Origin of the sequence: Nocardia pneumoniae NBRC 100136 (assembly GCF_000308755.1) — a bacterium.
GTDB classification, from domain to species: Bacteria; Actinomycetota; Actinomycetes; order Mycobacteriales; family Mycobacteriaceae; genus Nocardia; species Nocardia pneumoniae.
On sequence record NZ_BAGF01000152.1, the window covers coordinates 332,756 to 347,416 of the forward strand.

A 14,661-nucleotide genomic window follows, 5' to 3' on the forward strand; every position below is an offset into this window, starting at 1 on the left:
TTTCAAAAAGAAGTTGCTCCGGGTCCGACGTCAATTGGTGCTCGGCTGTTCCTCGGTCAACAATATTTCCTTCCTTACCTGGTCTCAGCGTGTGCGTGCGGCTCGGGAGCGGGTGAGCGCCGACCGGAGGCCATGCCGAACTCGCGCGGCCGAGCTGGTCGGTAGGTCAGGCGTTTTCGTGCCCGGCTGGGATGCGACTCCTGCGAACATGCGTTCCGATTTCGTCTCCGGAGCGTCGTCGGCGGTGCGGTGCAGGAAGCGATCCGGTAGCGCCAGCTTGTAAACGGTTCGGTACGCCTGCCAGAACTGCCCGGCCAGCCGCCCGGTGGTATAGGGCAAGTCGTATTCGTCGCACAGCGCCCGCACCCGCACCGCGATCTCCGCATATCGGTTGCTGGGCAGGTCGGGAAACAGATGGTGCTCGATCTGATAGCAGAGGTTGCCGGTCATGAACGCCAGCGCAGGCCCTGCGGTGAAGTTGGCGGTGCCGAGGAGCTGCCGTAGGTACCACTCGCCGCGGGTTTCGTTCTCGTACTGTTCGGCGGTGAATTTCTCGGCGCCGTCGGGGAAGTGGCCGCACATGATCACCACGTAGGACCACAGGTTGCGCAGCAGCAGCGCGGTGGCGTTGGCTGCGAGGGTCTGTTTGAATGCCCGCCCGGTCAGCGCTGGGAACAACAGGAAGTCCTTGCCGACCTGGCGGGCGATCTTGCGCGCGAAGTCGGCATTCGGCCGCGACGACAGATGCTCACGGGGCGTCCCGGTGAACCGGCGTTCGAGCGACCAGTCGTGCACCGCGATCGCCCACTCGAACAAGGCGGCTACGACCAAGCTGATCACCGGTTGAAGCGCGTGGATCGGACGCCATGGCTCGTCACGTGTCGTTCGCAAGACGACGAAGCTCAGATCCTCATCCATCCCCACCACATTGGTGTAGGTGTGATGGACGTGGTTGTGCGATCGCTTCCAGTGCGATGAAGGGCCAGCGAAATCCCATTCCCAAGTCGTGGAATGGATCTCGGGATCGTTCATCCAATCCCATTGGCCGTGACTGATGTTGTGCCCCAGCTCCATCATCTCGATGATCTTCGCCGCGGTCAGCAGCGCGGTGCCCAGCAGCCACGCGCCGCGGCGTCGGCTCGCGAACAGCGTTGCCCGCCCGGCTACCTCCAGCGCCCGCTGAGCCCTGATCGCGCGCAGGATATAGGTGGCGTCCCGGTGTCCGCGCGATTGCTCTACATCTTGGCGGATCGAATCGAGGGCTTTCCGTAGTGCTTCGATATCCGAGTCGGTCAAATGAGCGAACGCCTTGATATCTGTGATTGCCACCGGAGGTTTGCAACTTTCGTCGAGAGTTCATCGGATCACATCGAGCACGTCGCCACCGCACGTGGCGCTCCGACCCTGGTGTCCGATTGAACAGGAACACCGTGCCGAGATGCCATTCCGGGAAAGATTTTTGACGACGGCTTAAGAATTCTCGGCGGTGGAACGCCAGGTATGACCGAGATCGACGGAGGCGGACCGGCCGCTGGAGGGCAGGCCGTCAGGCGGGAAGGAAACCGACGATCTGCCGTGCGGGGTCGCCGGGATCAGGATGAAGGATCGCTGAGACTCGCGCGGACGCCGAGAATCTACCGCCTGCCGAGCCGCTGGGTCGCCGCGGTGCCGCTGGTAGGTACTTCTGGCCGCCTGCGCAAGCGCATCATCATCGGATATCGTCGGCGGTGCGTTGATCCGCGCCGTTGCGGCCAGCACAGGGCCACCACGATGACGAGAATCTCTGCGCTGACGACCATTAGGACGATCGTCTGGAGTGCTGTCATGTTCGTGTCCGGTCGTGTACTTCGCTCACCATGGTGCGGAGTCGAACTGCGGCTCGTTCAGGCCACCGGGTGATGCCGCGGCAATCAACCAGCCGCGCGCGTCTTGGTGGAACGCTCGGGGGTGCGCGATGTGGGCATCCGCCAGCAGGATGTGGTGGGTGCCCGGGGTGTCGAGCTGGGACATATGAACTCCGACGGCGGTGGGGCTTAGACGGCTGGCTGGGGCCGTACCAGGCGATATAGACGACGTTAGTCGATTCTCCCCAGTACGAAGAGTGCCGGAAGCGACGCATTCGGTACCATCCGCGACATGGAAGTCGCGGTGTTCGTCGTCGACGGAGGTGCCGACTTCGGATACGCCGCGCTGATCGCGACATTCGACGTGGCAAACGGTCTGCGTGCCGAGCTGCAAACGCCGCTGCCACCGTGGGAAGTGCGCACTGTAGCGCTCGGTGAGCGTGTTCGGTCGGGCAACGGGCATATCCTCGTGACGACGCCGCTGGCGGAGGTGGGTGACGGCTTCGACTCGATGATCATCCCCGCGGTGACCGTTCTGAATGCCGATCCGCTCGTGGAGCTGGTGTCGTCCACCCACAGCAGGCCTGTTCTCGACCGCATCGGAAGGGCGCACGCCTCCGGAGCCCATCTGGCTGCGGCGTGCACCGGGACGTCCTTCCTCGCCGAGGCGGGTGTGCTGGATGGTTCACCGGCAACGACGAGCTGGTGGCTGGGCCCGAGTTTCCGCCGGAGGTATCCGAGGGTGGCGCCGGATGAAAACAGCACGCTGTGCCGCGGGCCTCCCGCTCGGCCTGGTGACAACCATGCTCGTTGATTCAGTAGATCGTGGACCTTGGCTGCCTGGAAAGTCTCAAGAGTAGGTCAAGTTTTCGACGATTGATATCAAGGAGATGTCAAGCGCGCGCTCGAGTGCGGCAGGAGGATGTGTACTGGTCATGTGCCGTCGGTTGAAGTTGCAAGCAGCATACGGCGTTGCGGTGGCAGAGCATCGAACTGCTGGAGTACCGAGATTCCCTTCGGCGACCGGGCGAGCCGAATATCAAGGCGCTGTAAAATATGGGGCATTCTGTTGCATCCTCACCCTTCCGGGAAATATGTACTACTGATGTTACAGAATCGGCATCGGCTGGTATGCGGTGCCCGGTGGTCCTGCCCGCACACATCAGGAGTGGAGTTCTGCGCGGGCCGGATTCGTCCGGCCTGATCATGGCGGACACGCGTGCCCCGGTGCGAACACAGGCTTTCGGCACGCTCACAGTGCGCACAGGCGGTCGCCCAACCGGGCGGCGGACCAACGTTGAGTAAGGATCAGGCGAACAGTATGTCGGACTCGTCATCTATCGACCACGCGCAGGAGAACGAGCGGCATGTGCGCCTCGTGATCATCGAGGATGACGATGATGTCGGCGATGCGCTGGTGGAAGTGCTCACCGAGCAGGGATTCCATGCCGAGCGCAGGCCGCGCGGAGCGGATCTGCTCGTCGGGCACCGCCAGTACGATGCGGTGATCCTCGACCTCGGATTGCCCGACGGCGACGGACTGCAGGTGCTGCGGCAGTTGCGCGAGGTGAGCTCGATTCCGGTGGTGATCCTCACCGCCCGCGACGACGAACGCACCGTCGTGCGCGGCTTGCGCGGCGGCGCCGATGATTACCTGGTCAAACCGCCGCGCATCGGCGAACTTGTCGCCAGGCTCGAATTGGTCACCCGGCGAGCCACCGCCGCCTCGAGCCCCGGAGCGGAAGTGGTCATCACCGGCGATGTCAGGGTCGACCTGGCGGCACGGGAGATTCAGGTCGGCGGCACAGCGGTGGTTCTGACGCAGAAGGAATTCGAGCTGGTGGAAGCGCTGGTGGAACGGCCGGGTTCCGCGGTGAGCCGCGAAATGCTGATGGATCGAGTGTGGGGAGATGCGTTCGTCGCCGTGTCCCGGTCATTGGACGTGCACATTTCGACGCTGCGCGCGAAACTCGGCAGGCCGGGCTTGATCAAAACGATCCGCGGATTCGGCTACCGCTGGGGTCAATGACCTAGGTTGAGTACGTGCGACGACGGCTGCTGGTGATATTGCTGATCTTTGCCGCGCTGGCAGTGTTCGGGTTTGCGGTCCCCCTGAGCGCCTCGAGTTCCACCGGACGGACCCAGCAGCTGTGGTTCGACCGATACGTGGACGCCGAATGGTTCTCGGAGCTCTCCGAGGAGGCCATGGCAACCGGTAACCGGCAGACGCTGGTCCTGGAGATGCAGCGCTACCACAACCTGTACTCGGACCAGGTACTCGTGGTGGACGCCGCTGGAACCGAATTCGCCAACACCGGTGTGGATGTGGAGGATCCGGCGGTGGTTCAGCTGCTCTTCGACGTCCGCAGCAATCGGCACTCGGTTCAACCGCCTCGCCGGTTGCGGACCTGGGATCCGGACACGATGCGGGTTGCGCACCCGATCGGTGCCGGGATGCAGATCCAGGGCGCCGTGCTGATCGAGGCTTCGACGGTGCGCGCCAAACGGGACATCGCCGATCGCTGGGCACTGATCGCGCTCGGTGCCTGGACCGCACTGGCGTTGTTCACGGGTGTTGCGCTGGGACTGAGCCGCTGGGTGCTGCGCCCACTGGCGAAGCTGTCGGATTCGGTGGCCGTGCTGACCGAGACACTACCGATGACAGTCACGCAGGCGCGGCCCACATCGGCGACGCAGCGGTACGAGGGACCGCCCGAGGTCAAGGACCTGGCACGCTCCTTCGACACCATGGCGCTGGCGGTAGGCGATGCGGTGGATGCTCAGCGTCAGCTGGTGGCCGACACCGCGCACGCCATCCGCAATCCACTGGCTGCGCTCGCCATTCGGCTGGAATCGCTGGGGCGGGTGATACCCGATCAGGCCCAAGAGTCATTCCGGCGGGCCAGTTCCCAGATCGACAGGCTCAAGGCGGTGCTGGACGGATTGTTGCGCTTGGCGGTGGCCGAGACACCCGCTGGTTTCGGCGCCGCACATGCCGATTCGGACTGGCCGAGCAGGTGCGATGCGGCGCGTGTCGTCGAGGATCGTGTCGATGCGTGGCTGCCGGCGTACGAGGAGGCGGGCATGACTGTCGCGGCTGTCATGCCGATGGAGGAAGCCGAGGTCGCGATTCCCGAGGACGCGCTGGTGCAGATCCTCGACGTTCTGCTGAGCAATTCCTGCCGCTACGCGGGCACCGGCGCCCGTACGGAGGTGCGGGTGGATGCGGGAGTTCGGTGGGTGACAGTCTCGGTGGTCGACGACGGGGTCGGTGTCACCGTAGACGAACTCGACAAGCTGACCACCCGGTTCTACCGAGGAACATCGGCCGCCGCGGGCGGGTCGGGATTGGGATTGCCGATCGCGTCGGCGCTGGCTCAGCGATACCACGGGGAACTCACCGTGGGCGCGACGGTGCCGAACGGGCTTCACATATCAGTGCGGTTGCCGGTGCGACGGTCGGATCGGTAGCGGACAATGCCGGCCGGGCTCGGAGTCGGGACGGGTTCGGCTTTCGGGCGTCGCCGGAATGACCAGAGTGACCCCCATTGTCGCTGCTCAGGCGGGTCCCTCACCCATGGTGGAGCGGGAAGGTTTCCGTCTGGCGCACCGACGTGCGATGGACCGGCCCGAATTCATCCCTGACCAGGCGTAGAGGCTCCTGGCGACTTTGCGGTCGACGTCGAACGCCCGAGTTCCCGCGCCCTCCATCCGGCCGAAAATCTCCTCCGCTTAGCTGAATTCGGTCTTGAACTTGACGTAGACCTCTTTGAAGGCGATAAGGGCATTCAGAGCGTGAGTTCCTTGTCCGGTGGCGGTTGGTATCCACCGGGATCGGCGAAGCGATCAGCCGCGCCGACCACGGGCGGTGCGGCACCTTCGACTTCGCCTACGACCTCCATGCCGTGCTGCTCGGTAACCAGCAGCGCATGCAGCTCACCGGACGTGCCTGTGACGCCCGCACCGCGCGCCATGCCGGTGGCCGCGCCCGCCCCCATCGGCATGAGCCCCGATCCGGGAGATACCGCGCCACCGCGGTGCACAGCTGTGGTGGACGACGCAGGCGTTGCCCCGCCCGGACCGGACGAGGTCGCGGACTGCACGCCACCCGACCACGGGCCGAGCGGGCGGGACATCGGGGCAGTCGCGCCGCCGATCGCCCGTGCACCCATCGCGCCGACAGCCGTGCCCGTGGGGTGCACGCCGGGTCCGATGGTTTCCATCCGTTCCCGTTCCCTCTCCAGTGGGTCCCGCGTATTGGTCGAATTCACCACATCCGCAACGGTTTTCGCGCCGGTAGTCGCCGCATTGGCCAGCAAAGGCACGATCTGCATCAGCTGCGTCGGATCGACACCGGTGGGTGCGTTCGTGACCGGCACCTTGGTTCCGGTGGCGGTCATCTCCGCACTGTGGACACTCAGTTCGGCGCGCGTCGCGGCGACCACGGCGGTCGCCTCGGCAAGCGTCTCGGCGGACATCGCCAGCACGAACACCTGACCCGGTGGTGTCGCGAGAAAAGGGGCTGCCGCCGTCAGCGAGGTCAGGTACTTCGCGATGATCGCCGACATCGCCGTCCCGCCACGGAAAACCGTGCCTGCCGCGGCGGCGACACCGGCCGACGTCCGCAGACTCTGGGCGGACACGGCCGTGCTGTCCGCGGCCGTCTGCGCTGCTTTTCCTTCCGCCGCCGCGGCTCCCGCGCCCTGCCACAACGTCATGGCCAGCTGTAGTGCGGAGATGCCGAGTTGCGCGGCGGTCTGGACGACCGAGGACGCCTGCGCGAGCACTTGGGCCGGATCGACCGCCGGGTCGCCACCGAGCTGCCCGGTGCCGAAGCCGCTGGCCAGATCGGTGAGCGGCCGGGCGAGCGCGGATATGTCGATGACCGGGAGCGGCGGCAGGTCAGGCAGCGGCGGCAGCGCCGGAATCTCTGGCAGGGGCGGCAATCCCAGGTCCTTCAACACGTCGTTGACCGGCCGGTCCAGCATCGGGCCCACCGCACTCGTGCGGAGCAGATCCAGGATCGACTGGTCGAGCGGCGCGGCCATCACTGGTGGCCGATCGTCCCGAAATCGGCTACTGCGACGTCTTCGGTCACCTCGTACGCCGCGGCGCCCTCGTAGGCGGTCATCGCCGTGGCGGCGTGCACGGCGGCGAGCTCACAGACCGACTGCAGGTTGTTGCACTGCGCAAAAGCGAACGCGGCCAGGAAGTCCTGCCCGATCAGCCCGAATACGGGAACCGCCGCCGCGACGGTCGCCGCCTGGTTCGCGGCGCCCGCGGTAGCCACCTCGACCGCCATGGTTGCCGCGGCATCGCCGTAACGGCGGATTGCGTCGGGTACTGCGACCAGTTCAGACATCGAAATCCTCTATCGCACGCAATGATCGGTATGTCCGACAAAGGTACCCGTGAATTCGGGGTAGGCATGCTCAAAGATTTGTAAAATCCGACATAGCGACCGCGGTTATCGGACAACACGGTTTCAGCCGTGCTCGTCACGATAACGTGCGGCCGCGGCGGGATGCAGGCGAACTTCGCCGGTACCTACGAGCCAGCGTTTATCCAAGAATTGAAATCCCAGCGCCTGTGCAGGCATCAATCCGTCGGCGTGACTCAGCAGCAGTTCCGTGAGGGCGGTCACGGTGGCGTCCGCAAGCGTCGGTGCCGCCAGGAGCAGATTGGGAACGCCGACCGTGGCGACGGCGGGATTGCCGGGGTAGGCGTCTGCGGGGATCACAACCTGGTCGTAGTCGTAGCCGAATCGTTCCTGCAGGGGCTTCACCAGTTCACCGAGATCGATCAGCCGTGCCTGCTGTGGCACGGCGAGTCCGGGCGTCGGCACCCCACCGCCCCAGACGATGGCGTCCATCTCGCCGGAAAGCAATGCCGGTATCGCTTCCGGCAGACGGCGATTGCCGACGACCACATCCGTGGCCGGGTCCAGGCCCGCCACCCGGAGTATCCGTTCGCCGGTCATGGCCGCACCCGATCCGATCTGTCCCAGGTCGACCCGTTTGCCGCGGAGATCGCCCACCTGGCTGATCGCGCTGTCGGTGCGCACGGCCATCTGTATGTAGCTCTCGTGTAGCCGCCCGATGGCCCGCACGTCGGCACCCGATGGGCGGACCGCATCGGCGAGTGACAGCGCGGCGTCGATCCGGCCGCTGCCGAGCAGGTCCAGGTTCATGTGCGACCCATCGGTGACGACCGGCTCGATGTGCACCGTGCCGGACTCGGCGGCGACTCGAGCAAGCAGTTGCGCGAACTCGAGGAACATTCCGCCGACTCGCCCGGCGCCGAGCCGGACCGTAGCCACGTCGTCCCCGCGGCCACAGCTCGGAACGGTCGAGGTCACCGCCGCGGTCGCGGCGAGCGTGAGGAATGTGCGGCGGCCGATCATCGCCGCACCGCCGCCGATGGATCGCCGCCGCGACAGTATCGAGCCCGCGCTCCGGGAGCGCAGCCACACATCGATCCCGCTCCTGACTACCTCGACCGCCTCGGAGCGCCGCCATACTCCGCCGACGGTGGCGCTCCCCACTGTGGAGGTCATTTCAACCAGTCGAAGACGACATGTCAACAGCCATCTCGGCCATGGCACGCCGGGGATGGGTGCGCAGGTGCCGGAGCAAGGGGTTCGGGCCGGACGCAGGGTAACGGGATGCCGCGGAAGAGGCGTCGCCGCACCGATCTGCCGTCCGCATGGCGAAATGCCGGTATCCATTCTGAGGAATCCTTATTCGAGGAGAGAATCTTAAAGAGCTGTAAGAAACTGCCGAGGGGTGCAGATTTCGCATCGGGCGTTACCGAAACGTGACCGACCGGTGGTGCGATGGCTTGATTGCTGGAAATGCCTTTGCGCTCGACGCATTCGCACCAGAGCTGACATTGTTCGGAGTGGATCGGCCCGATGACCTGAGATTCGGGTCGAGCGTCGATTCGGCCGCTGGATCGAGGATCGACGAATATGGCTACCAAAGGATTCGTTCGCCGGCCCCGGGTCGCACCGCCACGGGCACCGGGCGGCGAGGTCACCCTGAGCGCCCCTCCAGAAATAGACCGGCCGATACCGGCGAGTTTGCTGGTGAAGCTGATGCCGGTGGTGATGGTGGTCGCCGTCGTCGGCATGATCGCGATGATGGTCATGATGGGCCGCAGTCTGCTGGCCAATCCGTTCATGATGATGTTCCCGATGATGATGATCATGTCGATGATCGGCATGATGGCGGGATACCGGGGTGGGGGCGGGCACAAGCGGGCAGCCGAGCTCGACGAGGAGCGCAAGGACTACTTCCGCTACCTCGACCAGGTGCGCAAGGATGTCCGGAAGACCGGCCGAGCCCAGTTGGAGGCTCTGCTGTGGAGCCATCCGGCCCTCGCGGATCTGCAATCCATCGTCGGCACCCGGCGCATGTGGGAACGGCGTCCCAACGATCCGGATTTCGGGCATGTCCGCGTCGGTGTCGGAAGTCACCGGCTGGCAACCAAATTGGCGCGACCCGAGACCGGGCCGCCCGAGGATCTGGAGCCGGTGTCCACGGTGGCGCTGCGCCGGTTCGTCCGGACCCACTCGGTGGTGCACCACCTTCCGACAGCGGTCTCGCTGCGTGCTTTCCCTGCCATCAGCATCGAGGGAGAGCCCGCTGGAGCCCGAATGGTGGTGCGCGCCATGCTGATGGAGTTCGCCACCTTTCACGGGCCGGACCACGCGGCCGTCGCAATCGTGTGCGCGAACCCCGACGACGCAGCGTGGTCGTAGGCGAAATGGCTGGCGCATCTGCAACATCCAGCCGAACGTGACGCGATGGGCCCGGTGCGGATGATGTATCGGTCGCTGGCGGAACTCGAGACATCCATGGCGGCCGAACTCAGAGATCGCGGCCGATTCATGCGCAATGCGCAGCCGACCGGAGGTCGCAGACATCTGCTCGTCATTATCGATGACGGCTACGTGGGTGGTACTGAGCACCTCACCGGCGACGTCGGCCTGGATTCGTTGACCGTTCTCGATCTCACGGCGCCGCAAGCCGGACTCGCGGCGCGACGTGGCCTGCAGCTGGTGGTCGCGGACGGGATGGTGGCGGCGAAATCCGCCGCGGGAGCGGAGAAGTTCGCGACCGCCGATACCGTGACAGGCGCCGAGGCGCAGGCGCTTGCCCGCGATCTGGCGCGCTACCGGATTGCCACGGCGGCGCAGGTGGTCAGTCTCGGTGACGACACCAGCGCCGATCCGGGATTGATGGCGCTGTTGAAGATTCCGGATGCCACGCAGCTCGACCCGGCCAGGGTGTGGCGGCCACGCACCCCGCGCGAGCGGCTGCGGGTGCCGATCGGGATCACGCCCGACGGCACACCGGTCGAGCTGGATATCAAGGAGTCCGCCGAGAACGGCGCGCGGCGGCCGGCAACTTCGCCAACGTCACCGACTATGAGAAGGCTCGCGCAGCCGGCGCCGCACTGGATCCGCTGCCGGCGCTGTTCATCGTCGTCGACGAGTTCTCCGAACTGCTGTCGCAGAAGCCCGATTTCGCGGAGCTGTTCGTGATGATCGGCCGGCTGGGTCGCTCCCTGCACGTGCACCTAACTGCTCGCCTCGCAACGGTTGGAGGAGAACAAGCTACGCGGCCTCGACTCGCACCTGTCCTACCGGATCGGCCTGCGTACGTTCTCCGCCAACGAATCCCGTGCGGTGCTCGGCATCACGGACGCTTACCATCTGCCTGCCGTCCCGGGCTCCGGATACCTCAAGAGTCACGCCGACGATCCGCTGCGATTCAACACGACGTACGTTTCCGGGCCGTATATTTCGCCCACCGCGGTGGAGACCGGCGATGGCAGCCCGGTGGGCCGGCAGGCGGTCGTAGTATTCACTGCCGGTCGGGCCGGCGAGGCGGAGCCGGCATCTGCACCGGACCCGGTGCCGGCCGCTGCTGCCCGTGGACTTCCGGAGCTACCGCCACCGCCGGATGCGGTCGCCTCTGCCGAGGCTGTCCCTGGTCTCGACGCTGTGCCTGCGACATTGCTGAACATTGTGGTGGACCGTTTGAGGAGACACGGTCGGCCCGCACATGAGGTGTGGCTGCCCCCGTTGGGCGAATCACCATCGGTGGACATGCTGCTGCGGGAGCCTGATTGGCGTTCACCGCTCAATCGGCACGGGCAGCTGTGGATGCCGATCGGCGTGATCGACAAGCCGTACGAGCTACGAGCAGCGACGGGATGTACTGACCATCGATTTGTCCGCGGCGCGCGGAAACCTCGCCGTCGTAGGCGGGCGCCAGTCGGGTAAGTCGACCACGCTGCGTACGGTGATCATGGCGGCAGCCGCCACCCACACGCCCGAACAGATCCAGTTCTACTGCCTTGACTTCGGAGGCGGCACGCTGGCCTCGCTGGCGGGCCTACCACACCTGATCATCGCCCGCCGTTCCGGCGGAGCGTCTCGTGCCATGTTCGACAAGGTACTGGCCATGATGAAGGATCTGTCGGCCGATGCTCTGCTGATGAGCGCCCCGAAAGACGAGGGCAAGATCCTCGACGGTATCCCTTCGGCCAAGCTTCCTCCCGGCCGGGGCACCCTCGTCAGCCGCAGCCGGGAGAACGAAATGGTCCAGATCACCTACGTTCCGATCCAGTAGACCGGTGCGGCCGTGTCGGCCGAATATTGCGGTGCTCAGGTCGTGCCGTCCCTCATCCGGCACGACCTGTACACGACACGTCGGTTCCGGCTGTAACTGATCCCGTAGGCGGAACTGGACTGACCGTCCGTAAATTCGATCAGCCGGTCGAGCAGCGCCGTGCCGCGCTGCGGCAGATGATCGAGCAGAACCCCGAGCTGGCGCGAGAGCTCGACGAATCGCCGCGCTGGGCGCACCTGCGCAATGCCGTGTTCTCTGTGGCGGCCACCTGCGGGACGGCGACCGGGTGCTGGGGTTGGTGCGCGGGTCGGCGGTCAACTCCGCGAACTACTGACCGAGGCGGGCGTCAACCCGGCGTCGGCGGGGTGCATTGATGAAGCGAGTCTCAGCCCGCGATACGGCGGTGTCAGCCGAGCTGGCGCGGCTGGTGTGCCGAGACCCATGCCGAATTCGACTGTGTGACAATGAGGTCCAGTCGTTCGGCCAGGACCTGCCGCGCGTCGACGCCGTCGTAGGGGGCGAGTGCGGCGAGGTAGCGAACCTTCTCCTGTTTCAGCGCCTCCGTGGTGGTGCGATAGGTGAGCCAGTTGGCATGCCATTGGAACAGCTGCTGGGCACCCTCGGCCACCACGACGATCGCCGACAGCGTGGCCGTGATCGCCGCGGGCGCCGACAGGGCCGCGACGACGGGCACCGCCCCGCCGACGACGAGCTGGCCGAGCTTCACCCGCTTATAGGCGCGTTGCGCGGACGCGCTCTTCTTGCTGTACCAGCCCAGTTGATCGACAAACCGGACCCACACCGGGTCGGTATCGTCGGGTTCTCGCGCGATGGATGTTTCCGGCAACGTGCCCCTGTCCGCCTACGATGGTCAGCGCTGTTCGGCCAGGAATTGCTTCAAGGCCACATGGTCCGGGATGCCGACGTTCCCGAACGTCGCGCACTTCCGAGCCGCCGCCCAGGACGCGATGTCCAGCGCCGCGTCCACCGGTGCGCCCGCGGCGATCGCCCAGGCCAGCGCTCCGTGGAACGTGTCGCCCGCACCACAGCTGTCCTCCACGGTGACCTCGAACGCTCGATAGCGGTGCGTACCGGTCGCGTCGAGGTAGACCCCGCCCCGGTTGCCTTGCGTCGCCACGAGGACCTTCGGCTCGAAATCGGCGAAGACCCGCGCCATGCCGCGATCCAGCGGCTCGCCAGGGTGCCTGCCGGTGAAGAACTTCTCCGGAGCGGCGATGTAGTCGACGCCGTGCAGGAATTCCTCGCTCGACTCTTTGTAGCCGCCGGTGTCGATCACGATCGGAACACCCAGATCTCGGCAGGACTCGATGGCGGCCTTGCTCAATTCGGGATCGGTGCAGTCGAGCAGTGCGGCGTCCGCGTCGGTGAACGCCTCCGCCAAGGCGCCGAGCATCGCCCGGTCGGCCCGCGGTTGGGGCGTCCAGATCGTGGTCCGGGTCCCGTGATCGGCGGCGATGATCACCGCGGAGTGCTGGCTTTCCTGGGCGCGTTCGAAGAGGACGAGCTCGAGCGGTTCGCTGGTCAACTCGCGTCGCAGCACTTCCGCGTGAATGCCGCTGCCGCACATGGCGTAGAGGCCGACGCCGCCCCCGCCCAGTCGTGCCGCGGTGATGGACCCTCGACCGGCCGGTCCGCCGACCACCACCGTGTGCCTGCGGACCGGGTTCTCGCTGTCCTCGACGGGGTGGCTGTCCAGAACGTAGAGGTAGTCGATCGTGGCCATGCCGACGACCGCCACCTTCGGTGTCTCCTTCAGGCGAATCTGCTGACGATCCATGCGCTGCCTGCCTCCGCTGACTCCGGAAAGTGGGTGTTGTCGAGTTCTGCCGCTTCGGCGATGGGCCGAGTGGTGACGACGACCGCCCTGGGGTTGCGGCGCAACAGGGTGGCGGGGACTCCGGCCGTCTCGGGGAAGTGCGTCATCTGGTGGATGATCCTGGCCTTGGTCTTGTCGAACGCCAGCACCATCAGGCCGGAACATTCCAGCGCCGAGGCCAACCCGATGGTCAGCACGGAGCGGGACGGCTGATTCGGATCGATGTACCGGCGGCCGTGCTCGCTCAGTTCCACGATGCGGCAGCCGTCGCTGACGATCTCGTCCGGATCGGTGTAGGCGCCGACTTCATATCCCAGCGCCTCACCGGCTGGTGATATCGAAACACCGTGCACGGCAGGTGGATACAGGCGAAGAATGCGCTGGGTCCGCAGCAGTGGATCATCGCGTTCGGAGATCTGGCCGGTGAGCAGATGCAACTGATCGGGGGTGGGGCCGAGTCCGCGTTGGGTCAACGGTTCGATCAACGTCTCGACTACATGCCTGGTCCGCGAGGTGTGGTGACCGGGGTGGACACCGAAAGTCTCGGTGTCGGAAAGGATGTGCGCCGTACCGAACGGCGCGGGTGCGTAGCGATGCGCGATCCGCAGCATCGCGCGGAAGACCTGCGTCGCCGCGCGTCCCGTCGGAAGGACCACGCTTCGGTCGGAGGCGTCGCGTGCGATCCGGAAGTAGGCGTGCGCCGCCGCCTCCGCCGCTTCGCGTTCGTTCTCGAAGACGGCGACGCCGGCGGGCCAACCGGAGACCGGTACGGGTTCGGCTGGGCGCGGCGTGGCGTCGGCATCCAGCACGCGACCGCTCAGACCCGGCCGCCGCAGGTCTTTGACGAGGGAGTCCAGGGTGCTGTCGCGCCGGTCCAGCCAGTCCACCCACTGCCTCGGGGACAGGTAGTAGCCGAGTCGTTCCGGCTGAACCTGCTCCAAACGGACCCAGTAGATCGGGATCTTCGCCTTGTCGGCGAGGTGGATCTCCCGCTTGACGTGGACGCTGGAATCCGCCGAGGCGCAGAACAGCAGGACCAGTGCCTTGGAATTCTTGATCGCACGCGAGATCGCCTCGTCCCAGTCGGAGCCCGGCGGTACGTCGCGTGGCGCCCACCATGTCGAAATGTCATGGCGCGCAAAGTATGTGGCGATATGTTCGACGACGGGCCGCTTACTGCTGTGATAGCTGATGAAGACGGCCACACCCCTCCTCCCCTCGAGTCAGTCGATGTCCGTATCGTATCGACTCCGAGGCGCGCGTAGGTAATTTCAGGGCGGATGTCCCCGACCGCAGGCTGCGGCCGGGGACCCGGTGTGAGTTGGCGCCGAACCCTCTG

Annotated in this window: 11 protein-coding genes and 1 pseudogene; 4 read left to right on the forward strand and 8 right to left on the reverse strand. The window is 65.8% G+C overall.

Annotated elements, in window-relative coordinates; genetic code table 11:
- Nucleotides 1-84: 84 nt before the first annotated feature.
- Nucleotides 85-1,329, reverse strand: a complete 1,245-nt coding sequence (locus tag ON34_RS33030; protein WP_040787261.1) for a fatty acid desaturase family protein — start codon at nt 1,327-1,329, stop codon at nt 85-87.
- A gap of 522 nt (nt 1,330-1,851) precedes the next feature.
- On the reverse strand, nt 1,852-2,010 hold the full coding sequence (locus tag ON34_RS36700; RefSeq protein WP_157172588.1) for a hypothetical protein: 159 nt from the start codon (nt 2,008-2,010) through the stop codon (nt 1,852-1,854).
- A gap of 126 nt (nt 2,011-2,136) precedes the next feature.
- On the opposite strand from ON34_RS36700, the gene ON34_RS33035 reads away from it, so the two are divergent.
- The 3 genes from ON34_RS33035 (at nt 2,137) to ON34_RS33045 (ending at nt 5,315) form a co-directional block, all read left to right on the forward strand.
- On the forward strand, nt 2,137-2,658 hold the full coding sequence (locus ON34_RS33035; RefSeq protein ID WP_051023477.1) for a type 1 glutamine amidotransferase family protein: 522 nt from the start codon (nt 2,137-2,139) through the stop codon (nt 2,656-2,658).
- A 555-nt stretch (nt 2,659-3,213) separates the two neighbouring features.
- Entirely contained in the window at nt 3,214-3,873 is a 660-nt protein-coding gene (locus tag ON34_RS33040; protein WP_040787263.1) for a response regulator transcription factor, read from the forward strand.
- Nucleotides 3,874-3,887: 14 nt separating this feature from the next.
- A complete protein-coding gene (locus ON34_RS33045) occupies nt 3,888-5,315 on the forward strand; it encodes a sensor histidine kinase (protein ID WP_040787266.1) in 1,428 nt (475 codons plus the stop codon).
- Between the two features lie 317 nt (nt 5,316-5,632).
- Here ON34_RS33045 and ON34_RS33050 read toward each other — a convergent pair whose 3' ends face one another.
- The 3 genes from ON34_RS33050 to ON34_RS33060 form a co-directional block, all read right to left on the reverse strand.
- Nucleotides 5,633-6,892 carry a hypothetical protein gene (locus tag ON34_RS33050; protein ID WP_040787268.1) on the reverse strand — a complete coding sequence of 420 codons (1,260 nt, stop codon included), beginning with the start codon at nt 6,890-6,892 and terminating at the stop codon, nt 5,633-5,635.
- On the reverse strand, nt 6,892-7,206 hold the full coding sequence (locus tag ON34_RS33055) for a type VII secretion target (protein ID WP_040787271.1): 315 nt from the start codon (nt 7,204-7,206) through the stop codon (nt 6,892-6,894). The genes ON34_RS33050 and ON34_RS33055 overlap by 1 nt, the downstream gene beginning before the upstream one ends.
- Before the next feature lie 123 nt (nt 7,207-7,329).
- Complete coding sequence (locus ON34_RS33060) at nt 7,330-8,400, reverse strand: TAXI family TRAP transporter solute-binding subunit (RefSeq protein ID WP_245548310.1); 1,071 nt, start codon at nt 8,398-8,400, stop codon at nt 7,330-7,332.
- A 414-nt stretch (nt 8,401-8,814) separates the two neighbouring features.
- Here ON34_RS33060 and ON34_RS35445 point away from each other — a divergent pair.
- Nucleotides 8,815-11,278: pseudogene (locus ON34_RS35445) on the forward strand (type VII secretion protein EccCa); the annotation flags it as partial.
- A gap of 613 nt (nt 11,279-11,891) precedes the next feature.
- Here the strand turns inward: ON34_RS35445 and ON34_RS33075 are convergent.
- Genes ON34_RS33075 through ON34_RS33085 form a run of 3 tightly spaced genes read right to left on the reverse strand, consistent with a single transcriptional unit; the run spans nt 11,892 to nt 14,527 of the window.
- Nucleotides 11,892-12,332, reverse strand: a complete 441-nt coding sequence (locus tag ON34_RS33075; protein WP_051023481.1) for a DUF4231 domain-containing protein — start codon at nt 12,330-12,332, stop codon at nt 11,892-11,894.
- 24 nt (nt 12,333-12,356) lie between these two features.
- A complete protein-coding gene (locus ON34_RS33080; protein WP_040787276.1) occupies nt 12,357-13,283 on the reverse strand; it encodes a PfkB family carbohydrate kinase in 927 nt (308 codons plus the stop codon).
- Entirely contained in the window at nt 13,259-14,527 is a 1,269-nt protein-coding gene (locus ON34_RS33085) for a TIR domain-containing protein (RefSeq protein ID WP_040787279.1), read from the reverse strand. Before ON34_RS33085 ends, ON34_RS33080 begins: the two co-directional genes overlap by 25 nt.
- Nucleotides 14,528-14,661: the final 134 nt, after the last annotated feature.